A 25,808-nucleotide genomic window follows, 5' to 3' on the forward strand; every position below is an offset into this window, starting at 1 on the left:
AGCCTCAGCAAGGAGATGACAATGGCGGTAAAGATGATCGCGGTGGATATGGATGGCACCTTTCTCGACGACAATAAGGAGTACAACGTTCAGCGCTTTTTGCGACAGTACGCGCTGTTGAAAGAGAGAGGCATTCGTTTCGTGGTCGCCAGCGGCAATCAGTACTACCAGCTGCAGCGTTACTTTCCTGAGATTAAAGATGAAATCGCCTTTGTCGCCGAGAACGGCGCCTGGGTTTCAGACAGCAATGAAGAAATTTTTTGTGGCGAGCTGGCGCAGTCGCGCGTGCATCAGGTGCTGGATATCCTGGCGAAAGAACCCGATATCAGTACCGTGGTGTGCGGACGCAACGGCGCCTACGTTCACTCATCGGTCCCGGATGAGGTAGTCAACCTGCTGTCCAACCATTATGCCCGGCTGGAGAAACGCGACGATCTCTACGCTATCGATGACACTATCTTTAAATTTTCCCTGAACCTGGCGCATGCAGGCGTCGATGCGCTGCTGGCGCGCCTGCATAACCAGCTGGGCGAGATCGAAAACATTATGCATCCGGTCTCCAGTGGCTATGGCTTTATCGATCTGATTATCCCGGGCTGTCACAAAGCGCACGGCATCGCGCTGCTGCAGGAAAAATGGGGCATCAGCGATTGCGAAGTGGTCGCTATCGGCGACAGCGCAAACGATCTGGAGATGCTACGCCAGGCCTGCTTCAGCTTTGCGATGGCGAACGCCGTGGAGCCGGTGCGCGCCGTGGCGCGTTATAAAACCGAAAGCAATAACGATGACGGCGCGTTAAACGTTATCGCCCGCGTGCTCTCGCGCGAATTTCCCTTCGGTTAAGCCTCTGCCGGCCCCGCGTGCGATACAGCCGGGGTTACACCTGCCGCCGCGCTGCCTCGAGATTCTGCTCCATCTCATCCAGCGCGGCCTGATGCTCCAGCCCCCACTGATACATCCGCTCAATCGGTTCGGCGAAGGTTCTTCCCAGCGGCGTCAGCGCATACTCCACCTTAGGCGGCACCACTTCAAACACCTTGCGTGTCACCAGCCCGCGCTGCTCCAGTTCCCGCAGCGTCTGCACCAGCATTTTTTTTGAAATACCCTGCAGGCTGCGCTGCAGTTCGCCCGTGCGCGCACGCTGCTCAGGCCAGTGATAAAGAGCGTGCAGCACCATAGTGCTCCACTTTACGGCAAACAGCTCCAGCAGACGCCGCGGCGGCGAATCCGCGAAAAACATCAGCTTTCCATCAATCCAGGCGGGCATAGCAAAATTTCCTCATGGTCACCAAAAGGTAACTACTACCAATAGCTTCCCCGCCTGTCTATAGTGGGCCGCTTTCTTTGCCGCTTCAGGCAGACATCAGGAGGAAACGATGAAAATTAACGCACTGGTCGCTCAGCAGGCGACGCAACCGCTGGCGGTAGGCCAGGTCGAGTTACGCGAACTGCAGCCGGACGACGTTAAAATTGCCATTATCTACTGCGGCGTATGCCATTCCGATCTGCATATGGCGCGCAATGAGTGGGGCGTAAGCCGTTATCCGCTGGTGCCAGGCCATGAAATTGTCGGACGTGTCGAAGCCGCTGGCGCTAACGTTACCCACTTCAAAGCGGGCGACATTGTCGGCGTCGGCGTGATGGTTGACTCCTGCGGTCAGTGCCGCTTCTGCCAGCAGCAGGAAGAGCAGTACTGCGAGGCGGGCTTTACCCCCACCTATAACGGCACCGATAAATATACCGGTTCCACCACCTTCGGCGGCTACGCTCAGCATGTGATTGCCGATCAACATTTTGTGGTTTCCATTCCGCAGAATCTCGATCTGAAAGCGGTCGCGCCGCTGCTCTGCGCCGGGGTAACCGTCTGGTCGCCGCTGCGTCACTATCAGGTGCAGCCGGGCCACAAAGTCGGCGTTATCGGACTGGGCGGGTTGGGGCATATGGCGGTGAAGCTGGCCAGCGCGCTTGGCGCAGAGGTGACGCTGTTTACCACCTCGCCGGAAAAGGGCGCCGATGCGCGTCGCCTGGGCGCCAGTCATGTAGTGGTATCGCGCGATGACCAACAGATGGCCGCCTGTCAGGCTTCACTGGATATTATTCTCGACTGCGTCGCCGCGCCGCACGATCTTGATCCCTATCTGGCGACCCTGAAAACCAATGGCCAGCTGGTTCTGGTAGGCATTCCCGATCGGCCACATCCGTCGCCGAATGTGACACCGATGGTTTTCCGTCGACTGAGCATTAGCGGCACCTCCATCGGCAGCATCCGCGAAACGCAGGAGATGCTCGACTTCTGCGGCCAGCACAACATCACCTCCGACGTCGAAATGATCGCTGGCGAAGAGATTGAAAGCGCCTTCGCTCGTATGCTGCAAGGTGACGTGAAATATCGCTTCGTTATCGATATGGAGAAAACGCGCTGGTAACGTTAAAGGGGCTTAGGAATAAGTCCCTTGATTTTTAAGCATTTCAGCCTGAAATCGCCAGCAATGCCTGGTGCTAACCGCCGATTCGCGGCGCTATCCGCTTTCACGCTTTTCTACTGATTACAGTGAATGCTTCGTGGCTGGCGGATGTGATCAAATTTCATCCGGTAATTGCTCAGGGTTCAAACAGATCGGCCAGTTTTCTGCACGCAGAGCCGTTATATATGCAGATTGACTGTAATCAGCACCGGCGTGCTTTCTCTGACGCAACAACATTCACTGTAATCAGCAGCGCCATGCTGACTTTACTGCATTAACATTCACTGTAATCAGTAACCCGGCCGCACGTCAGACCTGTTCACTGTAGCCAGCGCAGGGCATGACATTGCCTGACATCGTCGGTAAAGTCAGGCTTTCGCTTTTAAAAGGAGGAGGTAAATGGAAAAGCTGTTTGTCTACGGCACCCTGTGCCCGGGACGTTCCAACGCCCATATTCTGGAAAATATCGGCGGCGACTGGCTACCGGGATGGGTGAAAGGCGTGCTGCATGAATCGGGCTGGGGCGCGGCGCTGGGCTTTCCGGCTATCCAGCTGGATGCCCAGGGATCGCCTGTACATGGCTACGTTTTTCAGTCATCCAGCCTGGCGCAGCACTGGCCGATGCTGGATGAATTTGAAGCAGGTTACGATCGCGTGCCGGTTACAGTGAACACTGAAGAAGGCGACCTCGTCACCGCCTGGATTTATCAAATTCAGACCGCCTGAAAAGCCTGTGCCGGTAAGGAGTACTGGCACAACAATGCGTTACCCTCCGCTTCGTTTTAACCCCAGCCTGACGAAATATTGCCGAAATAGTGGCGATCGCCTCTTTCTCTGACTAGTTTTTTAATCGTCCTTGTTAACATTTTTTTTACGTTCGCATCATGGGTGCGGCGCTTTTCTGGCTGCGCGGGCATTTTCGACCGCGTCTGTCTTTCAACACTGCGGCCGGGCGGGCGACGCCTGGCGATTTCCGGAGTCGATGATGAAAACCCTTAAAGACGCGCGTTCTCTCGCTGCCTTCGCTGCCGTTGGCGCGTTACTGACGCCGCTGTCGGCGCTGGCGTGGGATAGTCTTACCGTGTTTGGCGACAGCCTGAGCGACAGCGGCAATATTGGCCGTTTTACCTGGGATGGCGGTCGCCATCCGCTCTACGATGAAATTCTGGCTGCGAATCTGGGACAGGACTTACAGCGATCGAGGCTGGGCGGCAGCAACTATGCCCAGGGCAACGCAGTATCGCGGCCGCAGCTCAACCCGCAGCTCAACACCGAAGACCAGCTCGCCGGCTACCTGAGATCGACCGGCGGCCGCGCCGACAGCAACGGTCTTTATATTCACTGGATCGGCGCTAACGACGTCGCGGCCGCCGTTACCAATCCCTTTACCGCGACTAATACGCTCAGCACCAGCGCGGCAGCGGCGACGGCACAGGTGAAAACCTTGCTGGATGCCGGCGCAGGCGCGGTGATTGTGCCGACCGTACCGCAGCTGGGCGAAACGCCCTATATGATCTTAACGGTATTGAGAGCGCTGGGCCCCGCCTCCAGCGCGGCCTCGGCCGCCGCGTTTCAGTCGCTCGACGGCGCCACCACGCCCGATGCCGCCTCACGCCAGCAGGCGGTGCGCAACGCCTTTACTCAGGCGGCGGCGCAGGTGTCAGGAATACCCGCCGTGCGCGACGCGCTGGCGGAACAGCTCTATCGCGCGTGGCAGGCGCTGAGCACGCAGGTCTCGGCGCTGACGGCGGGCTACAACCAGCAGGAAGAGCAGGGGCTGGCGACGCTCAACGGCAATATCGTGCGCGTCGATATCGCCGGGCTGTTTAACGAAGTGATTGCCGATCCGACCCGTTACGGCCTGACTAATACTATCGGCATCGCCTGTCCGGTCGGCACCGCAGCGGATGAGTGCGCCTCTACCGACGCCGGCTTCTCCCGCGCGCAGGCCTATCTGTTTGCCGATCGTCTGCATCCCAGCCCGGACGTACACGCCATGATGGCGGACTATATTCAGTCGATTCTCGACGCGCCCGCGCAGGTCGCGGCCCTGTCGCAGGCACCGCAAACCCTGGCACGCGATATGCAAAACACGCTGGACGGGCATCTGCAACAGCAGAGGCATCAGGCGAGCAGCGCGGGGCAGCTTTCGGTATTCGGCGGCTATGCCGGCCAGCATGTGGACTATAAAGGCGATGCCTGGTACAACGGCGACGCCACCACCGCCAGCTTTACGCTGGGCCTCGGCTATCAGCTTACCGACAGCTGGCAGACCGGCGTGCTTTTCTCAAATACCAACCAGCGGCAGGAGCCTTCATCGCGCTACGACTACCGCCTGCGCGGCAATCTGGTTGCGCTTTACAGCCAGCTTGAGCTGGGCGACCAGGCGTGGATCAACGCCGATCTGCACTATGCCGACCTGGATTTTGACGATATCCAGCGCGACATAAAAATCGGTCCTGCAACCCGCACCGAGCAGGGCAACACCGGCGGCAAGCTGCTGGGCATGCGCGTGCAGACCGGCTGGGACCTGCCGCTGGGCGATCACCTGACTACCGGCCCCGTAGCCAGCTATGCGCTCGACTATGGCCGCGTCGGCGGCTATCGCGAGCAGGGCAACAGCAGTACGTCGATGCGCTACGGCGACCAGACCAGCCATTCGCAAATCGGCGCCATCGGCTGGCGCATTGACAGCCATCAGTGGCCGGTCAATCCCTGGGCGCAGGTGAGCTACAACCATCAGTTTGGCGATACCGACTCCACCGTAACCGCCGGCTTGAAGTCGACGCGTACCGCTTTCAGCCGAACCACAGGCGCACGCGACAGCAACTGGCTGGACGCCGCCGTCGGCGCCAACGTGCCGCTGGGCGAAACGATCAATGCCTTTGCCGGCGTATCGGCCGTCGGCGGCAATCGTGATGCGCATCAGCTCGGCTGGAATATCGGCGTAAACGCCACCTTTTAATGTTAATGGGGCCAGTCTCGACGGCTGGCTCTGATTTAATGGGTGAAGCGCCTGCGCGGATTAATTGGTGCAGATGTCAGAGGTTTTATTAATAAGGATGAAAAGCGAGGAGCGCAAATCAGGTCTGATTAAATCGGAGAAATAACAGGGGATTTATTGCTCGGGCTAAAAAATATGCGCCAGGTTTTGCAACCCGGCGCAGTCACTAGCGGCTTAATCCTGGCGCTCCGGCGTTTTCCACCTCTCTGAACGCCGGCAGGAAAATAAGCGGTCAAGAGCCACGGCGGCTGTTCTGCCCGCCTTTTTTACCTGCTTCTGACGCTTTTTCTCGGTCGTTTTTAAAGTTGCCGCCGCTGTGCTGTCCGCCTTTACGACCAGCTTCTGACGCTCTTTCACGATTTTCAGCAAAGTTACCTGATCCGCCTCGATGTTGAGCCATAATGGGTCCTCTTCATGAGTTGAAAATAACACAGCCGGTCTGGAAAGCTGTGTGCGTCTTACAGCATTAAGATTAGAAGCCCTGTTTCATTACGCAAGCGCTACGGCGAGGCGGTAAATAGCAGGTTAAGTGAGAGGGTAATAAGGCAGGCTACATGAAGCGGCTGGAATTAAAGGAAAATATGCGTGAAGTTGTATAGGAATAATATTGGTGTACAGGTTTAAGCTAACAGAAAAATATCAATTAATTTGCTGCTGCTAATGATTCAGAGTATTCCTGGCAGAGCGGCACAGCCGCGCCGAAGCGCGGTCTGGCAATGCTGTCATTCGGCGGGCAGCCAGCGCGTTTGGGTAGCTTCGCTGTCATACTTCAACGGCGAGGGCAGGGCGATCAACTCAATCAGTACCCCGAACGGCGTCAGGCAGAACCAGGTCTGATTGCCTGGCCCTTCTTCCTGCGCAAAACAGTCGCTCGGTCCGTCGTAAAAGCGCGCGCCGTGCGCCTTAAGTTTCTCCGCCGTTTCATGGATATCATCCACCAGCAGCGAGAAATGGTTGACGCCGGGCTGGCCGATATTCGCCAGATCGTCGGCGATGCCCGGATCGAGCTGAAACAGCTCTATATTACTGCCGTTGCCCAAACGCAGCATCGACAGCCCAATTACGCTCAGCTGCGACGGAAAGCCGTTCACCGGGCGCATCTGATCGCCGCTGATACGCTGCTCGCTTTTTTGCCAGGGCACGATGCGGTAGAGGATCGATGCGTCGAGGGCGTGGATAAAAAAGTTTTCCGCCTGCTCAATATTGCTGACGGTGATGCCGATATGCTCAATGCCTCTGATCCCCATCAGGCTTCTCCTTTGGTGTTCTGATTAGATTGATGACAGGTCAATGCCTGCGCGGCGCAGATCAGGGCCAGGTGGCTCAGCCCCTGCGGCAGGTTGCCGCGCCACTCGTTACTGCGTACGTCAAACATCTCATTAAAGATCTCAACGTTGCCGCTGTCGCACAGCGTCTCCAGGATCTCCTCCATGCAGGCACGCGCCTTGTCGATCTCGCCAATCGAGGCCCAGGCTTCCGCCAGCCAGAACGAGCAGGCGATAAAGGTGCTCTCTTCCTCTTCCACGCCGCTATAGCGGTAAAGCATGGCGCGTCCCTGGCCCAGCTCGCGCTGGATCGCCGCATAGGTCGAACGCATACGCGCCGGGTTGACCGCGTTGCCGTAGTGATGCACCAGCGCCAGCGACGCGTCTAGCCGATCTTCGCTGCCGACGTAAAACAGATAGGCCTGCTTGCTCTCCGACCAGCAGTGCGCCTCTATCCAGTCGCGAATGCGATCGCGCTCGCGCGCCCAGCGCTCCATCCAGGTGGGTTCGATATGACGGGCCTCGGCCATGGCGACCGCGCGATCCAGCGCCAGCCAGCACGCCATTTTCGAATGGGTGTAGTGCTGCTCGTCGTGCAGCTCCCAGATACCGGAATCCTTCAGCCGCCAGCGGTCGGCACAGTGGTTCGCCAGCTGGCCCAGCAGACGCGAGGTGCCGAGATCCAGCACGTGGCCCGCTTCGATAAACAGCTGCGCCGTGGCGAGCATATCGCCATACATGCTTAGCTGGCGCTGATCGCGCGCGTTATTGCCGACGCGTACCGGCCGCGAATCTTTATAGCCGCGCAGCGACGCATAACGTTCCGGCGGCACGATATCGCCTTCCAGCGTATAGCAGGTGCGTAGCTCGATGCCGTGGCGCAGAATGGTCTGCGACAGCCAGGAGAAAGCCGCTTTGCAGTCCTCCAGCGCGCCGAGATAGACGAAAGATTTGATAATCAGGCAGGCGTCGCGCACCCAGGCGTAGCGATAGTCGTAATTCTTCTCCCCGCCGATGCCTTCCGGCAGCGAGGTAGTGGCCGCTGCGGCCAGCGCGCCGGTAGGGGAGTACCAGAGAAACTTAAGCGACAGCGCCGAGCGTTTAACGTGGTCTTTGTACTCGCCCTCGTAGCTCAGGCTTTTACACCAGTCTTGCCAGGCAGTATGGCTGGTTTCGATCCGCGTATCGATAGCGTCGAGATCGGGCACCGCCAGCGGTTCGCGCTGAGTAATCAGCAGCGCTACCAGCGATCGAGAATCCTGCTGCGTGATCAGCTCGGCGATCACCTGTTCGTCATCCATGTGGGTAATCTTCACGTCGTCGCTGGTGCGCAGCATCGCCATGATATCGCCGATATGAAACACATTGCCCTGCGTGGTTTCGCCCATCCATGGCGAGCGCGTTTCCGCCACGGTGCCGAAGCGCAAATGCAGTTTAAGTTTCACGCTGCCGCGCACGCCTTCAACGCGACGCGCCAGTTCGCTCCACGGCAGCCGGCCCGCCAGCGTACTGTTAAGCGACTCCGTCAGGCGCACTTCGCCTTCGTCGGTGGTGAAACAGGTTTCCAGCACGTTGCTCTCTTCGCGATAGCGTCGCGCCATGCGATAGGGCTCAACCGGCGTAAGCGCAAAAAAACCGCCGATGTCCGGATCGAGCAAACGATCGAACAGCGGCGGTGAATCCAGGTTCGGCGCGCACCACCAGTCGATGGCGCCGTCGGGGGCAATCAGCGCCACAGAGCGTCCTTCGCCAATCGCTGCGTAATCGCCGAGGCCAGCAAATCCCTCCTCGCGCACGGGCGAGGCGTAATCACCGTTTTTCATCAGAAGCATCCTTGTCTGAAACGCATTCTCTACAGACGAAAAAACTGGCCGCACAGGGCGGCCAGTTGGGAGGAGAACAGAGGGATTACAGCGTGCCGGTACCGCCGTCGGAGCACCATACCTGACCAGAGGTGTAGCTGCTTTCGACCGAGGCGAGGGTCACATAGAGCGGCGCGATTTCAACCGGCTGACCAGGACGGCCCAGCGGCGCGCTGGCACCAAACTCTTTCACTTTTTCCTGCGGCTGACCGCCGGAAACCTGCAGCGGCGTCCAGTATGGACCCGGCGCCACCGCGTTCACGCGAATGCCTTCTTTGCCCAGCTGCTGTGCCATCGTCTTGGTAAAGGCGACGATACAGGCTTTTGTTTGCGCATAATCGAGCAAAATTTCGCTGGGCTGGTAAGCCTGCACGGACGACGTATTGATAATGGACGCGCCGCGTGGCAGATAGTCGACTGCCGCTTTGGTGATCCAGAACATGGCGTAGACGTTGGTTTTAAACGTGGCGTCGAAGTCTTCGGTGGAGAGGGTACGAATAGACTCGTTAAACTGCTGACGGCCAGCGTTGTTGACCAGAATATCCAGTCCGCCCAGCTTCTCGACAGCCTGTTTTACCAGCGACTGGCAAAAGGCTTCGTCGCGGATATCGCCAGGGATCGCCACGGCTTTGCGGCCTTCCGCTTCAATCAGCTTAATCACTTCTGCGGCATCGGACTCTTCTTCCGGCAGATAGTTAATGGCCACGTCAGCGCCTTCACGGGCATAGGCGATAGCCACAGCGCGGCCGATACCGGAGTCGCCGCCGGTGATCAGCGCTTTACGACCGGTCAGACGGCCTGTGCCGCGATAGGTGGTTTCCCCATGGTCCGGAACCGGATCCATTTTGCTGGCAAGACCGGGCACGGGTTGTTTCTGCCCTGGAAAAGAGGGTGTCGGAAATTCAACCGGGACGAGTGTTTTGTCGTTTTGATTACTCATGCTTAGCTCCTTGCACATCGTTTTCGGATAATAATAAGCCTGGCACATATGTGAGGTTTGTCACATTTAATTTCGCTGGAGCTTATTAAATCCACCTGTATAGGGATCAGCATTAATAATAAGATGCCTTTTGGCTTTTCAGGGCGAGCAGCGAAAATTTTTTTGCTCTGGCTATTTAAATGACGGTTTAATAAACAGTTTATATAACCTGCACTTAGTTGAGACTGTTACGCTTTTTCGATGTTGATTCTGTATAAATAACATTTAATATCAATGTATTAGATATTAAAGATGTTTTTTATGATGCGCTTTTATATCGCTTTATTTTGGCCTGGTTTTTTTAGCTCCGCCGCTTTTTCTGACGGGCGATGAGCCCCCATGGCAGGACGAAAAATTATATTCATCCTCGCTAAGCAAAGCGGGAAATTAGTTTGTTCAGCGCTCGCGTCGAGATAGCGAAAAAATCAGGCGCATATTTGTGCTGCGTGCCAGTCTCATAAAGGCAGAATACGCTGTATTTATTGTGGTTTCCCACCGCCCGCGCCGCGCGTCTGCGTTACCCTTAACGCTCACTTTCTGCAACGGGCAAATAAGGAGCGCGACGTGAGCGCGTCGACGGGAATTTCACTCAAAATCATGGCGACCCTTAGCTCGACGCTGATGCTTGCCTGCGTAAAAGGTCTGGAGGGCGCGCTGCCGGTGGGAGAAGTGATCTTCTTTCGTTCGCTGGTGGGCGTAATGCCGCTGCTGGTATGGCTAACCTTTCAGGGCGGCATTATCCAGGGCATCAAAACCCGCAATGTGAAAGGGCATATCGGTCGCGGTCTGGCGGGCACCTGCAGCATGTACCTGAGCTATCTGTCGCTGATTTATATCTCACTGACCGACGCCACCGCTATCAACTACGCCGCGCCGCTGTTCACCGTGCTGCTTGCCGCCATAGTGCTGCGCGAAAAGGTGCGGCTGAATCGCTGGCTGTCGGTAGCGGCCGGTTTCGCGGGGATCGTCATTATGCTCTCCGGTCACCTGTCGCTCAGCGGCCCGCCCAGGCTGACGGTAGCCAGCCTGGCCTCTTCCGTCGGCGTCTTGCTGGCGCTGCTCTCTGCGCTCTGTACGGCGGGCGCGCTGATTCAGATCCGCTATCTGAGCGGTAAAGAGAAGCCGGGCGCGATCGCTTTCTGGTTCACCGCTATGACGGGCGCGACATCGCTGCTGACGCTGCCGTTCGGCTGGCGCCTGCCGCAGGGCGAGCAGCTGCTTCTGCTGCTGGGGTGCGGCCTGTGCGGCGGACTGACGCAAATTTTGTTGACGCTGAGCCTGCGCTACGCAGATGCCTCGCTGCTCGCCCCGTTCGATTACAGCTCGCTGCTCTGGTCGGTCATTATCGGCCTGATTTTTCTCGGCACCTTGCCAGAGAAACTCACGCTGATCGGCGCCAGTCTGGTGGCGTTTGCCGGCATTTACGCGGTTTTAAGCGAGCGACGTCAGCGGCGCCGGGCCGCGGCATTGGCGCTGACCGCCCGCAGCGAAACCGCCGATTTAACGCCTGATTAACACACCGTACTTGACGTCGGGCAGGCAGTTGCCCTACAACTAATGGCCGTCGGGGGAGTCTCGCCAGAGAGACTGAGAGGCTAATAGCGCAGCGCGCGGTTTAGCGACCCTTTGAACCTGACCCAGTTGATACTGGCGTAGGAAGACTCGTATCTCATTATTTTTAGCCTCTGTGAGATGCCTGCCGCGCGAGCCTGCTCACTGCTCACGCTTTTTCCCTTCACGTATCACGGGTCGTCAATATCGAGGCCTGCGTGAACATGACTCTTTTTCAAACCGTTTTCTCTATCAGGTGCGCGCCATGAGCCGCTGGTCAGTCATCGGCAGCGGCGTCGCCGGCTTATGCGTCGCGACGCTGCTGGCTGAACAGGGCGAAACGCCAGAGGTGATCGTCAGCGACGAAATGCCCGCGTCGCACTGGGCGGGCGGCATGCTGGCGCCCTTTTGCGAAGGGGAGAGCGCGCCTGAACAGGTTATCGAGCTGGGGCAGCGCGCCGCCGGCTGGTGGGCGCAGCGGGTCGACGGCGTCGCGCGTCAGGGCACGCTGGTGGTGGCCGCGCCGCGCGACGCCGCAGAGCTGACGCGCTTCGCCCGCATGACGCGACAGCATCAGTGGCGCGATCCTGCACAGCTTGAGCCTGAGCTGGCAGGGCGCTTTGCGCGCGGCCTGTTTTTCCCCGACGAAGCGCATCTTAATCCGCGCGACGCCATGCGCCAGCTGCGCGCCAGCCTGGAAGCGCGCGGCGTCGTTTTTCACCGCGGCAAACCACGCGGCACGGTTATCGACTGCCGCGGCATTCACGCCGCCGCTCGCCAGCCTGATCTGCGCGCGGTGCGCGGCGAGATGCTGATCCTGCAGTGCGATGAACTCCACTTCTCCCGTCCGATCCGGCTGCTGCATCCGCGCTTTCCCTGCTATCTGGTGCCGCGCGCCGACGGCCTTTTTATGCTCGGCGCCACCATGGTCGAGAGCGACGACGCTAGCCCGATCAGCGCCCGCGCCATGATGGAGCTGCTCGGCGCCGCCTGGAGCATTCATCCGGCGCTGGCCGAAGCGCGCATCGTCGAGAGCGGTACGGGACGGCGTCCCGCCTATCGCCATAACCTGCCGGAAGTACGCTATCAAGACGGCGTTTTCTCCCTTAACGGCATGTATCGTCACGGTTTTTTGCTCGCGCCCGCCATGGCGCAGCAGCTTATGCAACTGCTTAGTCAGGAGTCGAATGATGCAAATCGAACTTAACGGTCAGAGAGTGGAAACCGAAGCGGCGACGGTCGCCGCGCTGCTGCAGGAGCGGCAGATCGACGCCGCCTGCGTCGCCAGCGCCTTTAACGGTGAGTTTTTGCCGCGCGCGCAGTATGAGAGCCAGCGGCTGGAGGCGGGATGCCGTCTGGAAGTGCTGTCGCCGATGCAGGGAGGCTGAACCATGTTTTACGGCTTTGTTCCCCGTTCGCGTTTTCTGCTCGGCACCGCAGGCTATCCGTCGCCCGATATTTTGCAGCAGGCGATCTGCGCCGCAGAGGCGGAGATCATCACCGTCAGCCTGCGGCGCGAAGGCAGCCAGGGCGGCGCGTTTCGCGAGCTGCTCAGCCAGCTCAACCGTCGCGTGCTGCCCAACACCGCCGGCTGTCACAGCGTGAAAGAGGCGGTGACCACGGCGCATATGGCGCGCGAACTCTTCGGCACGCCCTGGATAAAGCTGGAGGTAATCGGCAACGCCGACACGCTGCAACCCGATCCCTTTGCCCTGGTGGAAGCGGCGCGCATTCTCTGCGCTGACGGCTTCCAGGTCTTTCCCTATACCACCGAGGATCTTATCGTCGGCGAAAAGCTGCTGGAGGCGGGCTGCGAAGTGCTGATGCCCTGGGGGGCGCCCATCGGCTCTGGCCAGGGGCTGCGCAATATCGAAGGGCTGCGCAGTTTCCGTGCCTGGTTCAAAGGGGTGCCGCTGGTGATTGACGCCGGTATCGGCGCGCCGAGCCAGGCGGCGCAGGCGATGGAGATGGGCTTCGACGCCATTCTGCTCAACACCGCGGTGGCGAAAGCGCAGGATCCGGCGGCAATGGCGGGCGCCTTCGCAAGCGCGATTCGCGCGGGGCATCAGGCGCATCAGGCGGGCATGATGGAGCGGCGCGATATGGCCGCCGCGTCGACGCCGGTGTTCGGTCTGGCGCAGTTTAGCTAACGGGACAACATAATGAATCGTTATCAGCGGCAGCAAATGCTGCCGGAAATCGGCGAAGCGGGACAGCAGCGGCTGCGCACCGCGCGCGTGCTGGTGGTCGGCGCGGGCGGGCTGGGATCGACGCTGTTGCCGCTGCTGGCGGGCGCGGGCGTCGGCTATCTGCGCATCTGGGACCCTGATCAGGTGGAGCTGCATAATCTGCATCGGCAGACGCTCTACACCGAGGAGGATGTCGGTCAGCCAAAGGCGCTTTGCGCCGCGCGCGCGCTGGCCGCCCGTAACCGCGACTGCATTACCGAGGCGCGACAGCAGGCGCTGCGCGCCAGTACGGTCGAGCAGGCGCTGTCGCAGGTGGATTTGGCGATCGACGCAGCGGACAGCTTCGCCGTGACCTATACGCTCTCCGACGCCTGTCGGCCGCGCAACATTCCTCTCATCAGCGCCTCGGTGCTGGGTCGGCAGGGCTATGTCGGCGGTTTTTGCGGCGGCGCGCCGGGCTATCGCGCCCTGTTTCCCCGACTGCCCGCTTCCGCCGCCAGCTGCGACACCGCGGGCGTGATGGGACCGGCGGTGGCGACGCTGGGCGCGATGCAGGCGCAGATGGCGCTCAGCGTGCTGCTGGGGCACACGCCGTCGCCGCTTGGCAGCCTGATAAACTGCGATTTCAGCCAGTGGCACTTTCGCGCCTTTCGCTTTGACGATGCGCAGGAGCCGACGCAGCCCGCCATTCCTTTTATCGATCGCGATCTGCTGCGCGCCGACGACTGTATCGTCGAGTTGCGCAGCCTGGCGGAAGCACCGCACAGCGTGGCGGCGCAGGTAGAGCGTCTGCTGCCCGACGCGATAGCCGCGTGGCAGCCGCCCGCCGATCAGCGCGTGGTGCTGGTCTGCGCCAGCGGCATTCGCGCGGCGAAAGCGGCGGCCACGCTGGCGCAACGCGGCGTCGAGCGGCTGGCGATTATCGCGGCGAACCAGCCATGAGCCTGAGGTCGCATGGGCCCGACATTCTCTTTAACGACGTCACCTTCGGCTGGGAGAGCAAGCCCCTCTGCGCGCGCTTCAGCCTGCGGCTGCGCGGCGGCAAAACCAGCGCGCTGCTGGGTCGCAGCGGCGCGGGCAAGAGCACGCTGCTGCGGCTGGCGGCGGGGCTGTCAACGCCGCAGCAGGGCCGCATCAGCAGCTCGCTGCCGGGCGCGCTGTCGCAACAAATCGCCTGGATGGGGCAGCGCGACGATCTCTATCCCTGGCTGTCGGTGCGCGACAACGTCATGCTCAGCGCGCGGCTCAGCGGCCAGCGGCCCGACAACAGGCGCGCCGAGGCGCTGCTGGCGCAGGTCGAGCTCGCCGGACTGGGGGATGCGCGGCCCGATTCGCTCTCCGGCGGTATGCGGCAGCGCGTCGCGCTGGCGCGCACCCTCTATCAGGATCGTCCGGTGGTGCTGATGGATGAGCCGTTCGCCGCCCTCGACGTCATGACCCGACTGCGGCTGCAAAGCCTGACCGCCGGGCTGCTGCGCGGCAAAACCCTGCTGCTGGTCACGCACGATCCGCTCGAGGCGTGCCGTCTGGCGCATGATATCTATCTGCTGGAGGATGCGCCGCTGCGCGTCCGCGACGTGCCCGCGCCTGACGGCGAGGTGCCGCGCGCGGCGCAGACAGAAGCGGTCCTGCAGGCGCAAAGCCGGCTCTTTCAGTTGCTTAGTCATGATTAAGCGCCTGTTAAGCCTGCTCTGGCTGCTGGCGATCGTCGTCGGCGCGTGGCAGCTGGCGCGCTACAGCGGCGTGCCCGCTTTTCTGTTGCCCTCTCCAGCGGCGGTAGGGCAGGCGCTGCTGCAACAGCACGCCCTGCTGATCCATCACGCCTGCTACACGCTCGGCGAGATCGCGCTGGCGCTGCTGCTGGGCGGCGGCGCTGGCGTCACGCTGGCGATAGCGATGGCCGCCAGTCCGCTGCTGCGCCGCCTGCTGTTTCCGCTGGTCGCCGCCAGCCAGACCATTCCCGTGTTCGCGCTGGCGCCGCTGCTGGTGCTGTGGCTCGGCTTCGGCGTCGCCTCTAAAGTGGCGGTCGCGGCGCTGATCGTCTTTTTCCCGCTCTGCCTGTCGCTGTTCGACGGACTCTGCCGCACGCCGCCCGGCTGGCTCGAGCTGGCGCAGACCATGAACCGCTCGCGGCTGCGGCTGTTCCTGCACGTGCGCTGGCCCGCCGCGCTGCCGCACTTCTTTTCCGGCCTGCACATGGCGGCGATCCTCGCGCCGGTCGGCGTGGTGATCGGCGAATGGGTCGGCGCCAGCGAAGGGCTCGGCTATCTGATGATGCATGCCAACGCGCGGCTCGAGACGCCGCTCAGTTTCGCCGCGCTGGCGCTGTTAATGCTGCTGGCGCTGCTGTTATCGGGCGGGGTCGCGCTGCTGCGCCGCCGCTTTCTCTACTCTGCATAAGGAATAATCGTGAAAAAAGTGATGCTGATGCTGACGGCGCTGCTGATTGCGGCCGCGGCGCCCGCGCAGGCGGCGCAGAAGGTACGCCTGCTCCTCGACTGGTTCGTCAATCCCAATCATGCGGCCATCTTTGCCGCCAAAGAGAGCGGCGCCTTTGCGCGTCAGGGGCTGGAGGTTGAGACGATCGCGCCAGCGGACTCCGCCTCGGTGCCGCTGCTGCTGGCGGCAGGCAAGGCCGATCTCGCCGTAGGCTATCAGCCTCAGCTCTACACGCTGGTGGATAAAGGGGTGCCGGCGATCCGCGTCGGTACGCTGATTGGCCAGCCGCTCAACACCCTGACCGCGCTGAAAAGCAGCGATATCCACCAGTTGAAAGACTTCGAGGGCAAAACGCTCGGCTACGCTATTCCAGGCTTTGAGGATGTCGCCATCCAGACCATGCTCCGATCCGCAGGCGTGGACGTTGCTAAGGTCAAACTGATCAACCTCAATATGGACGCCGCTTCGGCGCTGCTTAGCCATAAAATCAGCGGCGCGATGACCATTTATCGCAACTACGAGCTGCTGGAGCTTAAGCAGCAGGGCGCGGAAACCCTGACGTTCAGGCCGGAAGATCACGGCGTGCCCGCCTACGACGAACTGATCCTGCTGGCGAACGCGGGAACGGCGGCGACCGACCCGCGTATCGGCAAGTTTTTGCATGGGCTGAACGAGGGCGTGGCCTACCTGCGCGCCCATCCGGAAGCGGTCTGGCTGGCGTTTATCCGCGCTTACCCGGAGTTGAACACGCCGCTTAACCACCAGGCGTGGCAGGCGACGCTGCCGCTGTTCGCCAGCGATGCCGGCCGCTTTGACGCGGCGCGCTATCAGGCTTTTGCGCGTTATATGCTGGACAACAAGCTTATCGGTCAGATCGCGCCGATGTCGCGCTACTCGCTGCCGTCGCAGTAAATGCGTGCTTTGCCCCCGTGCTCTTTATCCGGCGCGTCTAGACTTAACAAACAGGATAAGGAGCTAATGATGACAGAGAAGATCACGCTGGTGGCAGGCGATATCACCAAAATCGAGGCCGACGCGATTGTTAACGCGGCGAACAGTTCGCTGCTCGGCGGCGGCGGCGTAGACGGCGCGATTCACCGCGCCGGCGGGCCGGAGATACTGGAAGCGTGTAGAGTCATTCGCAACCGGCAGGGGGGCTGCCATACCGGCGATGCGGTGATCACCACCGCGGGCAAACTGCCTGCGCGCTATGTGATCCATACCGTCGGTCCGGTCTGGAACGGCGGCAGTCAGAAAGAGGCGGAGCTGCTGAAGCGCGCCTATCAGAGCTGCTTTCAGCTGGCGCGGCAGCACGATATCAGGACAATCGCGTTTCCCAGCATCAGCACCGGCATCTACCGTTTTCCAAAGCAAAAGGCGGCTGACATTGCGCTGGCGGCGATGCGCGAGGCGCTGGCGGAGAATCCAGCGCTGGAAGATGTGAAAATCGTCTGTTTCGATGAGGAGAATTACGCGATTTATGCCGGACTGCTTAACTAATTCATTACCAGCCCAAGAATAAGCAGCACGACGGCCACCACGGCATAGACGCCCGCACGCGTCAGCAGATTTTTCTGCTGGCGCTTTACGCCAGCGATCAAGAATCCCAGCGCGATGCAGAGCGCCATAAGTGAAACCAGTAAGTATGCTGACATGCCAACTCCCGCTAAAAAAGCCTTATTTAACATGCCAGCAGCGAAGGCGATACCCGATTTACACTTCTACTAAAAACTTATTCTGATCCATATATCATCTTGCTCATCAACGCGTCTGCGTCGCTTTCTTAAGCGCCTCTACGGAAAAGTAAGAATATTCCTAAAAAACCTCACCCTTCTAACTCAAATCCCGATAAACTGCGCAAACCATCCCGCCTCTCCCTACTGATTTAATGAATTATTATTCTCCTGATGACAGTCATCTGAAGTTGCGCTCGACACGGTTCGTCAGGCGCATGTTTGCTATGCGACAGCTGGGTACGCTTCTTTGCTTCTATCCCATTCTGTCGGTATTAATGGAGTCGGGAAAAAGCCTGAGCATCTGCGCGCTGCTGTTCGTTAATGCCTTTTTCTGGCCCTGGATGGCGTGGCGGCTGGCGCTTGCCTCGGACGATCCCACCGGACGCGAACGCACCAACCTGACGCTGGACGCCGCCTTTGGCGGCATCTGGGTAGCGATGATGGCGATCAGCCCGCTGCCGTCGTTCGTGATCATGGCGGTTCTGGTGGCAGACCGCTACGCCGCGGGCGGCTGGGCGCAGCTTATCGCCGCGCTGCAGGCGTTTCTGGTCGCCTTCGTGCTCACCTGGGCACTGCAGGGCGCGCCGGTCAATATGAGCTTTAGCACGCGTACGGTGTGGCTGACGCTGCCGCTCGCCACCTTCTATCTGCTGGCGTTAAGCGTGGTCTCTTATAACCTGACGCTGAGTCTGCGTTTGAAAAATCGCGAGCTGGAGCGTATCGCGCTGATGGATCCAGGGCTGAAGATCCCTAACCGGCGGCTGTTTGAACGTCGCCTGGAGAGCGAATTTCTGCGCACCCGCCGTGGGGAAGGCGCCGCCTGGCTGATGCTGATCGACGTCGACCATTTCAAAGCGGTCAACGACAGTTTTGGCCATGAAGCGGGGGATTTTCTGCTGGCGGAGATCTCCGCGCTGCTGCGCGACGGCGTCGGCATCGAGGATATTCCGGCGCGCTTTGGCGGCGACGAACTCTGCGTGATCGTGCGTGATGCGCAGGATGCGGGGATTCTGGCACTGGCGCAAACCCTGAAAACGCGCATCGCGCAGCTTCGTTTGCCCACGTCGCCGGACTTTTCCTGCACGGTGAGTATCGGCATCGCGCCCGCCAGTATGGCGGATTCGATCCATCACTGGCTGCGCCACGCCGACGAGGCGCTCTATCAGGTGAAGCGCGACGGCCGTAACGGCGTGCGCCTCTGGCAGCCGGCGTAGACGCTAAGGGGGCATTCCCCAACAGGGCGCGCGTTTTCAGGCCAGGGATTATTTTTTGCCGGCCGAGCCCGGCTCAGAAATCATGCGGTGGCGCTGCGCCTTCTGAGATTCACTCTGCAGGCGGTTAAGCACGTCGCCTTCATGCTCGGCCTCATCGCTGCCGTAAACGTACTCATGACCGCTCATCAGCGCATACCAGGCGCGCTCGGCGACCTCGCTGGGCTTCGTCGGCTGCGAGGCGCCTACGGCGGTGTCGGTCTGCCCCGCATTTTTGAAGAAGTTGGTTTCGGTGGCGCCAGGCATCAGCAGCGTCATATTCAGGCCGCTGCCCTTCAGCTCGTTGCGGATGGCCCAGAAGAAGGAGTTAACGAAGGCTTTGGAAGCGCCATAAATCGCTTCAAAAGGAATGGGCGCCGTTCCTGAAACAGAGGAGGTCATCAGCACGTGGCCGCTGCCGCGCTGGATCATGTCGGGCAGGAAGATCTTAGAGAGATGGACATAAGAATCCACATTCAGCCTGATAAGCTGAAGCTCTTTTTCCAGCGCCGTTCCGCCGATAAAGCGTCCGCCTAAACCCTGTCCGGCATTGATAACCAGCGCGTCGATATCTCTGCCCAGGCCGTCGACTTTCTGCTTCAGCGCCTCAATCTCTTCATAGCGGCTAAGATCGGCGGCGTAAGGCTGTACGCTGCCGCCAAAATGCCGCAGCGCCTCACAGGCGTTACTGAGCTTCTCTTCATTTCTGGCGACGGCGATAATATCGTAATCGTGTTGAGCGAAAAGCTTCGCCAGTTCGAAACCTATGCCGTTTGATGCCCCGGTAATTAAAGCCAGTTTATTGCTCACTGTTTTCCCCTTTTTTCATGAAAGCGTAGTAAGCCTGGCACGAAAAAAGGGGCGATGAGTTATTTCCCGCCTGCGCAGGCGTTAAATCGCGACAAGGTTTCTCACCCCTTCAGCCGCCATGTCGGCTCCCGCGCCGCGCTGTATTATCTCTCCGCGCGACATCACCAGATAGCTGTCCGCCAACTCAGCGGCAAAATCATAAAACTGCTCCACCAGCAGAATCGCCATTTCGCCTTTGCCTGCCAGCTGGCGAATGACTTCGCCGATTTCCTTGATCACCGACGGTTGAATCCCTTCCGTGGGCTCGTCCAGTATCAATAGCTGTGGCTTGCAGGCCAGCGCCCGGCCTATCGCCAGCTGCTGCTGCTGTCCGCCTGAGAGATCGCCGCCGCGCCGGCCTTTCATCTCCTGCAATACGGGAAAAAGCTGATAAATTTCCTCCGGCACCGATCTGGCCTGTGCGCCAGAGAAGCGAGCCAGACCCATCAACAAATTCTCTTCTACCGTCAGGCGCGGAAAAATTTCACGTCCCTGCGGCACGTAAGCGATGCCCGCCTGCACGCGCTGGTGCGGCTTACGGCCGTTAATCACTTTATCGTGCCAGCGGATCTCACCTGACCTGGCCGGTATCAGCCCCATCAGGCATTTCAGCAGCGTGGTTTTTCCCACGCCGTTGCGTCCCAGCAGACAGGTAATCTCGCCCGGCTTCGCCTCGAACGAGAGGCCACGCAGGATATGGCTGCCGCCATAATATTGATTCAGTTCGTCAACTTGCAGCATCTCAGCGCCCCAGATAAACGTCGATGACCCGATCGTCCGCCTGTACCTCGCGCAACGATCCCTCTGCCAGCACCTGCCCCTGATGCAGCACGGTGACGTGATCGGCAATGGTTTCCACAAACCCCATATCGTGCTCGACCACCATAAGCGAGTGTTTGCCCGCCAGGCTGCGGAACAGCTCGGCGGTGTATTCGGTTTCCGCGTCGGTCATGCCCGCCGCCGGCTCGTCGAGCAGCAGCAGATGCGGCTCCTGCACCAGCAGCATGCCGATTTCCAGAAACTGCTTCTGACCATGCGACAGCAATCCCGCTTTGCGCTGGCGCTCGCCGCTGAGCCGCAGCAGTTTCAACGCCTCGTCGATGCGATCCTGCTGTTCGCCGCTGAGCCTTGCCCGCAGGCTTGCCCATACTGACTTATCGTTTTTCAGCGCGATTTCCAGATTTTCAAACACCGTTAACGCTTCAAACACCGTGGGTTTCTGGAATTTGCGGCCGATGCCGGCCCGGGCGATCTCAACCGGCGACAGGCGCGTGAGGTCAGTATCCTGGTCATACAGCACCCGTCCGTTATCAGGCCGGGTTTTGCCGGTGATAACATCCATCAGCGTGGTTTTACCCGCGCCGTTAGGGCCGATCACGCAGCGCAGTTCGCCGACGCCGATCTGTAGCGACAAATCGGTGAGGGCATGAAAGCCATCAAAGGAGACGTTGATCCGCTCCAGCTGAAGCACCGGATCGCGTTGAGCGCGATGACGATCGGTGGGGCGCGGTTGGGTAAAGGGGGTATCAGTCATCATGCCTCCGGCGCAGCAGGCCGATCACGCCGCGCGGCAGCAGCAGCGTCACAAGGATAAACATCAGGCCCAGAAAGAATAACCAGTACTCTGGAAAGGAGACGGTAAACCAGCTTTTGGCGCCGTTGACAATCCCCGCGCCCAGCAGCGGGCCAATCAGGGTGCCACGGCCGCCCAGCGCCACCCAGATGGCCGCTTCAATCGAGTTGGTCGGCGACATTTCGCCTGGGTTGATGATGCCGACCTGCGGCACATAGAGCGCGCCGGCCAGACCGCACAGTACCGCCGAGAGCGTCCAGACAAAGAGTTTGAAGCCTCGCGGATCGTAGCCCACAAACATCAGGCGGTTCTCTGCATCGCGCACCGCCGTCAGCACCCGGCCAAACTTACTGCGCGCTAGCGCGAAGCCTGCACCGAGACTGGCCAGCAGCAAGGCGACGGTGGCGATAAACAGCCCGACGCGCGTGCCGGTCGCGGTGACGTTAAAGCCGAGCAGGGTAGTGAACCCGGTAAAGCCGTTGTTGCCGCCGAAGCCGGTTTCGTTACGGAAGAACAGCAACATGCCTGCGTAGGTCAGCGCCTGCGTCATGATGGAGAAATAGACGCCTTTGATTTTCGAGCGAAAGGCGAAGAAGCCGAACACCAGCGCCAGCAGGCCCGGCACCAGAACGATCAGGCAGAGCGCCCAGGCGAAATGCTGGGTGCCTGCCCAGAACCAGGGCAGCGTGTCCCATGACAGGAACGACATAAACGCCGGCAGGCCATCGCCCGCGGCCTGGCGCATCAGGTACATGCCCATGGCGTAGCCGCCGAGGGCGAAGAACAGGCCATGTCCGAGCGACAGCAATCCGGCGTAGCCCCATACTAAATCGAGCGCTACGGCGACGATGGCGTAGCAGAGAATCTTACCCACCAGCGTCAGGGTATAGGTGGAGATCGCCAGCGGGTGGCTGGCGGGCAACAGCGCGCAGAACGGCAACGCCAGCAGCAGCAGGGTCAGCAGAATTCCCAGGCTAATGCTGAGGCGCGGCGTTTTGCGCGTCAGGGTTAAAGTCAAAGGCTGGCTCATCAGTCAGTTACCCTCCCTTTGAAGGCAAACAGGCCCTGCGGCCGCTTTTGAATAAACAGCACGATCAGCACGAGAATAAGGATTTTGCCCAGCACCGCGCCAATCTGCGGTTCCAGCACTTTATTGAGAATACCCAGCCCGAAGGCGGCTGCCACGGTTCCCGCCAGCTGGCCTACGCCGCCCAGCACCACCACCAGGAAAGAGTCGATGATGTAGCCCTGACCCAGCTCCGGGCCGACGTTGCCGAGCTGAGACAGCGCCACGCCGCCGAGTCCGGCAATGCCGGAGCCCAGGCCGAATGCCAGCATATCGATGCGCCCGGTCGGCACGCCGCAGCAGTCGGCCATCGCGCGGTTTTGAGTCACGGCGCGCACGCTCAACCCCAGGCGCGTTTTATTGAGCAGCAGCCAGGTGAGGCCGAGCACGGCAAACACGAACAGGATCACCGCCAGACGGTTGTAGGGCAGGACCAGATTGGGCAGCACCTGCAGGCCGCCCGAGAGCCAGCCGGGATTGGCGACCTCCAGGTTCTGCGCGCCGAATAGCATGCGGACCAGCTGGATCAGCATCAGGCTGATGCCCCAGGTGGCGAGCAGGGTTTCCAGAGGACGGCCGTACAGATGACGAATGATGGCGCGCTCCAGCAGCATGCCGATACCTGCGGTGATCAGAAACGCCGCCGGCAGCGCCAGCAGCGGATACCACGCCAGCCACTGCGGCGCGAACTGCTGGAACAGATGCTGCACAAACCAGGTGGCGTAGGCGCCCAGCATCAGCATTTCGCCATGCGCCATATTGATTACGCCGAGCAGACCGTAGGTGATCGCCAGTCCGAGCGCCGCCAGCAGCAGGATCGACCCCAGCGACAGGCCGGTAAAGGCCTGACCGAACAGATCGCCCCACATCAGCCGGTGTTTGATGTGCTGCAGGCTGGCGGCGGCAGCGGCGCGCACCTGCGCATCGGGTTCGATGCCGTCCTGCGTCAGACGCTCCAGGCTGGCCTGCACGTTGGGATCGCTGCCTTCGCCCAGCAGCGTAACGGCTTTCAGGCGCAGGGCGGCATCCGGGCTGGCAAGCTGCAGGTTGGCGACCGCCATGGCCAGGGCCGCATGCACCTGCGCATCTTTCTCTGCGGCGAGGCGCTGTTCCATAAGCGGCAGCTGATCGGCCGCCGCGTCGTTTTGCAGCTGCTGCGCGGCGCGCAGGCGGATCGCCGCATCGTCGCTCACCAGCTGGTGGGCCGCGAGCGCGCTGGCGATCAGCACGCGCAGCCGGTTGTTCATAAACAGCTTTTTGGTGTCGCCGCTGGGCTGGCGGGCGCTGTCGAGCGGAGTAAGAGTATCGCCCTGTTTGCTGAACGGCTGTTTTTTCTGGTCGATGACCAGGCTTTCATTGCGCAGCGCCTGCAACAGCGGCACGCGACTCGCCTGCGGCGCGGCGGCCCACTGTTGCAGCAGCGTGGCCTGTTCGGTGCGGCTGGCGGCGGCGAAATCGGCGCCATCCCCCGCCTGAGCGAACCAGGACAGGAGCAGCAGAACACAAATAAAGGGTTTGAAGTTCATCAATACCGCCCTCTGAGTAGCGCTAAGCGCCCTTCAGGCATTCTGAAGGGCATGATGTTATTTCGCCGACTTCACGGGGTAATCGGGCTTTTTATCATTACCGGCGATATAGGGGCTCCACGGCTGCGCGCGGATCGGCTGTTCGGTCTGCCACACCACGTTGAACTGCCCGTTTTCTTCTACTTCGCCGATCATCACCGGCTTATGCAGATGGTGGTTGGTTTTATCCATCGTCAGGGTAAAGCCGTCCGGCGCCTTGAAGGTTTGTCCCGCCATGACCGCGCGCACTTTATCTACGTCGGTGGTGCCCGCTTTCTCTACCGCCTGCGCCCACATATGCAGACCGACATAGGTCGCTTCCATCGGATCGTTAGTGACGACCGTGCCTGCGTTCGGCAGGTTATGCGCTTTGGCATAGGCGCGATAATCGGCGACGAATTTAGCGTTGGTGGGATTGTCTACCGACTCGAAGTAGTTCCAGGCCGCCAGCTGGCCCACCAGCGGTTTGGTATCGATGCCGCGCAGCTCCTCTTCCCCTACGGAGAAGGCGATAACCGGAATATCGGTGGCTTTAATGCCCTGATTCGCCAGCTCTTTATAGAAAGGCACGTTCGAATCGCCGTTGATGGTGGAGATCACTGCGGTTTTGCCGCCGGCGGAGAACTTCTTGATATTAGAGACGATGGTCTGATAGTCGCTGTAACCAAACGGCGTATAGACCTCCTCGATATCTTTATCCTGAATGCCCTTGCTGTGCAGGAAGGCACGCAGGATCTTGTTGGTGGTGCGCGGATAGACGTAATCGGTGCCCAGCAGGAAGAAACGTTTGGCGCTGCCGCCATCTTCGCTCATCAGGTATTGCAGGGCGGGGATCGCCTGCTGGTTAGGCGCGGCGCCGGTATAAAACACGTTCGGCGACATCTCTTCGCCTTCATACTGAACCGGATAGAACAGCAGGCCGTTCAGCTCTTCAAACACCGGCAGCACCGATTTGCGCGATACCGAGGTCCAGCAGCCAAACACCGCAGCGACTTTGTCCTGCGTCAGCAGCTGGCGGGCTTTCTCGGCGAACAGCGGCCAGTTGGAGGCCGGATCGACCACCACCGGCTCCAGCTTCTTGCCCAGCACGCCGCCGCTGGCGTTGATCTCGTCAATGGTCATCAGGGCCATATCTTTTAGCGGCGTCTCTGAAATCGCCATGGTGCCGGAAAGGGAAGATAATATGCCGACTTTAATGGTCTCTGCGGCCTGTGCGCCAAAGGCGAAGCCCAGACTGGCGACGGTGGCGGAGAGCGCGAAAGCCTTGAGCAATGAACGTCTTTTCATCAGTAACCCTCTAAAATTTAATGGTTTTATTATTCAGTAACCTGAAGCCGGGCCTGCTGTAACCTATGCAATGTGATCTTTCTGACTTCCGCTTTACTGACGGCGATGTGGTCGGTCAGAATGCGCTGCGCCTCCTCGGTGTTTTGCTGAAATATCGCCCGTAAAATCTGAGCGTGTTCGCGGTATGTCGCCTCTACCCGATCGTCGCGTGTAAAGTCGAGCCGACGGATAATGCGGATTTTTTCGGTTAATTCGCCGTGGACGCGGGCGATCTCCTGATTGCCGGCCGCCGCCACCAGCGCCATATGAAACGCCTCGTCCTGAGCCGACACCGCGATGCCCTCTTCAAGGCGCGGATCGTCAATCCAGAAGCGCTTCAGGGCGGCGAGCATTTCCGCGCAGGCGAGGGGCGGCAGGGCGCACAGGCGCCGCACCGCTTCGCGCTCGATAACGGTGCGGAAGTCGTAGAGCTCTTCGAAGTATTCGAAGTCGAACGCCTTTACCTGCCAGCCGCTGCGGAACCACACTTCGACATAGCCCTCGCGCTCCAGCCAGAACAGCGCCTGGCGCACCGGCGTGCGGCTGACCTCCAGCCGCTCGGCGATTTCGTTTTCGCTGAAGCGGTCGCCGGGCATCAGGCGGAAGGCAAAAATGTCCTGCTTGAGCGCCTGATAGACTTTCTCCGCCAGGGCTTCAGGGCGGCCTTTGCTACGCGGGCGTGAATTCAT

Annotated in this window: 27 protein-coding genes and 1 riboswitch; of the genes, 14 read left to right on the forward strand and 13 right to left on the reverse strand. The window is 60.2% G+C overall.

Translation table 11 applies throughout. From position 1 onward, the window contains the following. The first annotated feature begins 21 nt into the window (after positions 1-21). Positions 22-843 carry a Cof-type HAD-IIB family hydrolase gene (locus PVE98_RS19935; RefSeq protein ID WP_313619135.1) on the forward strand — a complete coding sequence of 274 codons (822 nt, stop codon included), beginning with the start codon at positions 22-24 and terminating at the stop codon, positions 841-843. 34 nt (positions 844-877) lie between these two features. Here the strand turns inward: PVE98_RS19935 and PVE98_RS19940 are convergent, their stop codons facing one another. Further along, positions 878-1,267 (reverse strand): helix-turn-helix domain-containing protein, encoded by a 390-nt coding sequence (locus PVE98_RS19940; protein ID WP_033748264.1) that lies wholly within the window; start codon positions 1,265-1,267, stop codon positions 878-880. A gap of 109 nt (positions 1,268-1,376) precedes the next feature. Between PVE98_RS19940 and PVE98_RS19945 the strand changes: the two genes are divergently transcribed. The 3 genes from PVE98_RS19945 (at position 1,377) to PVE98_RS19955 (ending at position 5,430) form a co-directional block, all read left to right on the forward strand. Further along, positions 1,377-2,426 (forward strand): NAD(P)-dependent alcohol dehydrogenase, encoded by a 1,050-nt coding sequence (locus PVE98_RS19945; RefSeq protein WP_096074154.1) that lies wholly within the window; start codon positions 1,377-1,379, stop codon positions 2,424-2,426. 438 nt (positions 2,427-2,864) lie between these two features. Then, positions 2,865-3,191: a gamma-glutamylcyclotransferase gene (locus tag PVE98_RS19950; protein ID WP_033748268.1), complete on the forward strand. Its 327-nt coding sequence runs from the start codon at positions 2,865-2,867 to the stop codon at positions 3,189-3,191. 259 nt (positions 3,192-3,450) lie between these two features. Beyond that, the gene (locus tag PVE98_RS19955) at positions 3,451-5,430 is read left to right on the forward strand and encodes an autotransporter domain-containing protein (protein WP_313619138.1); all 1,980 of its coding nucleotides are present in this window, start codon (positions 3,451-3,453) and stop codon (positions 5,428-5,430) included. Between the two features lie 271 nt (positions 5,431-5,701). Here PVE98_RS19955 and PVE98_RS19960 read toward each other — a convergent pair whose 3' ends face one another. The 4 genes from PVE98_RS19960 to PVE98_RS19975 form a co-directional block, all read right to left on the reverse strand. Further along, entirely contained in the window at positions 5,702-5,869 is a 168-nt protein-coding gene (locus PVE98_RS19960) for a general stress protein (RefSeq protein ID WP_071997418.1), read from the reverse strand. A gap of 322 nt (positions 5,870-6,191) precedes the next feature. Beyond that, positions 6,192-6,716, reverse strand: coding sequence for a VOC family protein (locus tag PVE98_RS19965; protein ID WP_096074152.1), 525 nt, complete (start codon positions 6,714-6,716; stop codon positions 6,192-6,194). Beyond that, on the reverse strand, positions 6,716-8,557 hold the full coding sequence (locus tag PVE98_RS19970; protein ID WP_407568604.1) for a glycoside hydrolase family 15 protein: 1,842 nt from the start codon (positions 8,555-8,557) through the stop codon (positions 6,716-6,718). The genes PVE98_RS19965 and PVE98_RS19970 overlap by 1 nt, the downstream gene beginning before the upstream one ends. Positions 8,558-8,642: 85 nt before the next feature. After that, positions 8,643-9,536, reverse strand: coding sequence for an SDR family oxidoreductase (locus PVE98_RS19975; protein ID WP_096074150.1), 894 nt, complete (start codon positions 9,534-9,536; stop codon positions 8,643-8,645). A gap of 603 nt (positions 9,537-10,139) precedes the next feature. On the opposite strand from PVE98_RS19975, the gene PVE98_RS19980 reads away from it, so the two are divergent. The 9 genes from PVE98_RS19980 to PVE98_RS20020 all read left to right on the forward strand — a co-directional run bounded on the left by PVE98_RS19980 (position 10,140) and on the right by PVE98_RS20020 (position 17,254). After that, entirely contained in the window at positions 10,140-11,090 is a 951-nt protein-coding gene (locus PVE98_RS19980; RefSeq protein WP_096074149.1) for a DMT family transporter, read from the forward strand. A 41-nt stretch (positions 11,091-11,131) separates the two neighbouring features. Then, a riboswitch (TPP riboswitch) is annotated at positions 11,132-11,251 on the forward strand. A gap of 140 nt (positions 11,252-11,391) precedes the next feature. After that, on the forward strand, positions 11,392-12,333 hold the full coding sequence (locus tag PVE98_RS19985) for an FAD-dependent oxidoreductase (protein WP_096074148.1): 942 nt from the start codon (positions 11,392-11,394) through the stop codon (positions 12,331-12,333). Next, the gene (gene thiS, locus PVE98_RS19990) at positions 12,317-12,514 is read left to right on the forward strand and encodes a sulfur carrier protein ThiS (protein ID WP_033748282.1); all 198 of its coding nucleotides are present in this window, start codon (positions 12,317-12,319) and stop codon (positions 12,512-12,514) included. Before PVE98_RS19985 ends, thiS begins: the two co-directional genes overlap by 17 nt. A 3-nt stretch (positions 12,515-12,517) precedes the next feature. After that, positions 12,518-13,276, forward strand: a complete 759-nt coding sequence (locus PVE98_RS19995; RefSeq protein ID WP_096074147.1) for a thiazole synthase — start codon at positions 12,518-12,520, stop codon at positions 13,274-13,276. A 12-nt stretch (positions 13,277-13,288) separates the two neighbouring features. Continuing rightward, positions 13,289-14,257, forward strand: a complete 969-nt coding sequence (locus PVE98_RS20000) for a HesA/MoeB/ThiF family protein (protein ID WP_096074146.1) — start codon at positions 13,289-13,291, stop codon at positions 14,255-14,257. Further along, positions 14,254-14,988: an ABC transporter ATP-binding protein gene (locus PVE98_RS20005; RefSeq protein ID WP_096074145.1), complete on the forward strand. Its 735-nt coding sequence runs from the start codon at positions 14,254-14,256 to the stop codon at positions 14,986-14,988. The genes PVE98_RS20000 and PVE98_RS20005 overlap by 4 nt, the downstream gene beginning before the upstream one ends. Continuing rightward, positions 14,981-15,715, forward strand: a complete 735-nt coding sequence (locus tag PVE98_RS20010) for an ABC transporter permease (protein ID WP_096074144.1) — start codon at positions 14,981-14,983, stop codon at positions 15,713-15,715. The genes PVE98_RS20005 and PVE98_RS20010 overlap by 8 nt, the downstream gene beginning before the upstream one ends. Before the next feature lie 21 nt (positions 15,716-15,736). Then, positions 15,737-16,666: an ABC transporter substrate-binding protein gene (locus PVE98_RS20015; protein WP_369826096.1), complete on the forward strand. Its 930-nt coding sequence runs from the start codon at positions 15,737-15,739 to the stop codon at positions 16,664-16,666. Positions 16,667-16,732: 66 nt separating this feature from the next. Beyond that, the gene (locus PVE98_RS20020; protein WP_096074142.1) at positions 16,733-17,254 is read left to right on the forward strand and encodes an O-acetyl-ADP-ribose deacetylase; all 522 of its coding nucleotides are present in this window, start codon (positions 16,733-16,735) and stop codon (positions 17,252-17,254) included. On the opposite strand, the gene PVE98_RS20025 is transcribed toward PVE98_RS20020, so the two are convergent. Then, positions 17,251-17,409: a hypothetical protein gene (locus PVE98_RS20025; protein WP_160173329.1), complete on the reverse strand. Its 159-nt coding sequence runs from the start codon at positions 17,407-17,409 to the stop codon at positions 17,251-17,253. The two genes, PVE98_RS20020 and PVE98_RS20025, sit on opposite strands and share 4 nt — an antisense overlap. Before the next feature lie 233 nt (positions 17,410-17,642). Between PVE98_RS20025 and PVE98_RS20030 the strand changes: the two genes are divergently transcribed. Next, positions 17,643-18,704 carry a diguanylate cyclase gene (locus PVE98_RS20030; RefSeq protein ID WP_096074141.1) on the forward strand — a complete coding sequence of 354 codons (1,062 nt, stop codon included), beginning with the start codon at positions 17,643-17,645 and terminating at the stop codon, positions 18,702-18,704. 48 nt (positions 18,705-18,752) lie between these two features. Here PVE98_RS20030 and PVE98_RS20035 read toward each other — a convergent pair whose 3' ends face one another. From PVE98_RS20035 to PVE98_RS20065, 7 genes are all read right to left on the reverse strand, one after another. Next, complete coding sequence (locus PVE98_RS20035) at positions 18,753-19,550, reverse strand: SDR family oxidoreductase (protein ID WP_222707501.1); 798 nt, start codon at positions 19,548-19,550, stop codon at positions 18,753-18,755. A gap of 81 nt (positions 19,551-19,631) precedes the next feature. Next, the gene (gene urtE, locus PVE98_RS20040; RefSeq protein WP_096074140.1) at positions 19,632-20,330 is read right to left on the reverse strand and encodes an urea ABC transporter ATP-binding subunit UrtE; all 699 of its coding nucleotides are present in this window, start codon (positions 20,328-20,330) and stop codon (positions 19,632-19,634) included. A 1-nt stretch (position 20,331) separates the two neighbouring features. Continuing rightward, the gene (urtD, locus tag PVE98_RS20045) at positions 20,332-21,123 is read right to left on the reverse strand and encodes an urea ABC transporter ATP-binding protein UrtD (RefSeq protein WP_333620290.1); all 792 of its coding nucleotides are present in this window, start codon (positions 21,121-21,123) and stop codon (positions 20,332-20,334) included. Next, entirely contained in the window at positions 21,116-22,192 is a 1,077-nt protein-coding gene (urtC, locus tag PVE98_RS20050) for an urea ABC transporter permease subunit UrtC (RefSeq protein WP_096074138.1), read from the reverse strand. The genes urtD and urtC overlap by 8 nt, the downstream gene beginning before the upstream one ends. Beyond that, on the reverse strand, positions 22,192-23,754 hold the full coding sequence (gene urtB / locus PVE98_RS20055) for an urea ABC transporter permease subunit UrtB (RefSeq protein WP_096074137.1): 1,563 nt from the start codon (positions 23,752-23,754) through the stop codon (positions 22,192-22,194). The genes urtC and urtB overlap by 1 nt, the downstream gene beginning before the upstream one ends. 57 nt (positions 23,755-23,811) lie before the next feature. Continuing rightward, positions 23,812-25,080 (reverse strand): urea ABC transporter substrate-binding protein, encoded by a 1,269-nt coding sequence (urtA, locus tag PVE98_RS20060; protein WP_096074136.1) that lies wholly within the window; start codon positions 25,078-25,080, stop codon positions 23,812-23,814. Between the two features lie 29 nt (positions 25,081-25,109). After that, the gene (locus PVE98_RS20065) at positions 25,110-25,808 is read right to left on the reverse strand and encodes a GntR family transcriptional regulator (RefSeq protein ID WP_096074135.1); all 699 of its coding nucleotides are present in this window, start codon (positions 25,806-25,808) and stop codon (positions 25,110-25,112) included.

This window comes from Pantoea sp. GABEPS69 (assembly GCF_045780835.1).
Taxonomy (GTDB): Bacteria; Pseudomonadota; Gammaproteobacteria; order Enterobacterales; family Enterobacteriaceae; genus Pantoea; species Pantoea septica.

What these genes read in the sequence shown, in the direction of transcription:
- PVE98_RS19960 (WP_071997418.1), bottom strand. Translation starts at nt 5,869, where the DNA reads ATGGCTCAACATCGAGGCGGATCAGGTAACTTTGCTGAAAATCGTGAA.
- PVE98_RS19965 (WP_096074152.1), bottom strand. Translation starts at nt 6,716, where the DNA reads ATGGGGATCAGAGGCATTGAGCATATCGGCATCACCGTCAGCAATATT.
- PVE98_RS20065 (WP_096074135.1), bottom strand. Translation starts at nt 25,808, where the DNA reads ATGAATTCACGCCCGCGTAGCAAAGGCCGCCCTGAAGCCCTGGCGGAG.
- PVE98_RS19970 (WP_407568604.1), bottom strand. Translation starts at nt 8,557, where the DNA reads ATGAAAAACGGTGATTACGCCTCGCCCGTGCGCGAGGAGGGATTTGCT.
- PVE98_RS20015 (WP_369826096.1), top strand. Translation starts at nt 15,737, where the DNA reads ATGCTGATGCTGACGGCGCTGCTGATTGCGGCCGCGGCGCCCGCGCAG.
- urtC (WP_096074138.1), bottom strand. Translation starts at nt 22,192, where the DNA reads ATGAGCCAGCCTTTGACTTTAACCCTGACGCGCAAAACGCCGCGCCTC.
- PVE98_RS19975 (WP_096074150.1), bottom strand. Translation starts at nt 9,536, where the DNA reads ATGAGTAATCAAAACGACAAAACACTCGTCCCGGTTGAATTTCCGACA.
- PVE98_RS19985 (WP_096074148.1), top strand. Translation starts at nt 11,392, where the DNA reads ATGAGCCGCTGGTCAGTCATCGGCAGCGGCGTCGCCGGCTTATGCGTC.
- PVE98_RS20030 (WP_096074141.1), top strand. Translation starts at nt 17,643, where the DNA reads ATGAATTATTATTCTCCTGATGACAGTCATCTGAAGTTGCGCTCGACA.
- urtB (WP_096074137.1), bottom strand. Translation starts at nt 23,754, where the DNA reads ATGAACTTCAAACCCTTTATTTGTGTTCTGCTGCTCCTGTCCTGGTTC.
- PVE98_RS20025 (WP_160173329.1), bottom strand. Translation starts at nt 17,409, where the DNA reads ATGTCAGCATACTTACTGGTTTCACTTATGGCGCTCTGCATCGCGCTG.
- PVE98_RS20010 (WP_096074144.1), top strand. Translation starts at nt 14,981, where the DNA reads ATGATTAAGCGCCTGTTAAGCCTGCTCTGGCTGCTGGCGATCGTCGTC.
- urtE (WP_096074140.1), bottom strand. Translation starts at nt 20,330, where the DNA reads ATGCTGCAAGTTGACGAACTGAATCAATATTATGGCGGCAGCCATATC.
- PVE98_RS20020 (WP_096074142.1), top strand. Translation starts at nt 16,733, where the DNA reads ATGATGACAGAGAAGATCACGCTGGTGGCAGGCGATATCACCAAAATC.
- PVE98_RS19935 (WP_313619135.1), top strand. Translation starts at nt 22, where the DNA reads ATGGCGGTAAAGATGATCGCGGTGGATATGGATGGCACCTTTCTCGAC.
- urtA (WP_096074136.1), bottom strand. Translation starts at nt 25,080, where the DNA reads ATGAAAAGACGTTCATTGCTCAAGGCTTTCGCGCTCTCCGCCACCGTC.
- PVE98_RS19940 (WP_033748264.1), bottom strand. Translation starts at nt 1,267, where the DNA reads ATGCCCGCCTGGATTGATGGAAAGCTGATGTTTTTCGCGGATTCGCCG.
- urtD (WP_333620290.1), bottom strand. Translation starts at nt 21,123, where the DNA reads ATGACTGATACCCCCTTTACCCAACCGCGCCCCACCGATCGTCATCGC.
- thiS (WP_033748282.1), top strand. Translation starts at nt 12,317, where the DNA reads ATGCAAATCGAACTTAACGGTCAGAGAGTGGAAACCGAAGCGGCGACG.
- PVE98_RS19950 (WP_033748268.1), top strand. Translation starts at nt 2,865, where the DNA reads ATGGAAAAGCTGTTTGTCTACGGCACCCTGTGCCCGGGACGTTCCAAC.
- PVE98_RS20000 (WP_096074146.1), top strand. Translation starts at nt 13,289, where the DNA reads ATGAATCGTTATCAGCGGCAGCAAATGCTGCCGGAAATCGGCGAAGCG.
- PVE98_RS19955 (WP_313619138.1), top strand. Translation starts at nt 3,451, where the DNA reads ATGAAAACCCTTAAAGACGCGCGTTCTCTCGCTGCCTTCGCTGCCGTT.
- PVE98_RS20005 (WP_096074145.1), top strand. Translation starts at nt 14,254, where the DNA reads ATGAGCCTGAGGTCGCATGGGCCCGACATTCTCTTTAACGACGTCACC.
- PVE98_RS19995 (WP_096074147.1), top strand. Translation starts at nt 12,518, where the DNA reads ATGTTTTACGGCTTTGTTCCCCGTTCGCGTTTTCTGCTCGGCACCGCA.
- PVE98_RS19945 (WP_096074154.1), top strand. Translation starts at nt 1,377, where the DNA reads ATGAAAATTAACGCACTGGTCGCTCAGCAGGCGACGCAACCGCTGGCG.